Source organism: Burkholderia sp. SIMBA_062 (assembly GCF_046534765.1).
Lineage (GTDB): Bacteria > Pseudomonadota > Gammaproteobacteria > Burkholderiales > Burkholderiaceae > Burkholderia > Burkholderia ambifaria.
In genome coordinates this window covers 1-385 of the sequence record NZ_JAWRYD010000133.1, presented here as the reverse complement: position 1 = coordinate 385, position 385 = coordinate 1, and the positions used below count along the sequence as shown (strand labels likewise).

The following is a 385-nucleotide window of genomic DNA, read 5'->3' as shown; positions in this document are numbered from 1 at the left end:
ATAAGCAAAGTAATATTTTCTGGTGTCACGATGAAATGGCTACCCTTTATCGAAAATTAGGAATGAGTAGTGTACCATATTTTTTGGTTTATGATAAAAACAACCATCTTACCAAAAGAAACTCAGGAGCTATAAAGCTGGAAAAACTCATAAATCCCTTTGATGAAAAAAAATAAGTTCATAAAAAAAACCTTTTCACTTCAAAAAGACCTCACAGATTGTGGTGTTGGCTGTCTCCAATCTTTAGTACGATATTACCAAGGAGATATTTCATTAGAAACTCTTCGCGAGAAAAGTGGAACAAGTAAAACCGGAACTACGCTTCTCGGATTACATCAATGTGCTAAAGCTATCGGCTTTGACGCTGAGGGCTGCGAAGCAGATA

1 protein-coding gene is annotated in these 385 nt (G+C 36.1%); it reads left to right on the top strand.

Annotation, left to right across the window (positions count from 1 at the left end):
• Nucleotides 1–162 precede the first annotated feature (162 nt).
• A partial coding sequence (locus SB786_RS35725) for a cysteine peptidase family C39 domain-containing protein (RefSeq protein ID WP_410731505.1) occupies nt 163–385 on the top strand: 223 nt, incomplete at its 3' end.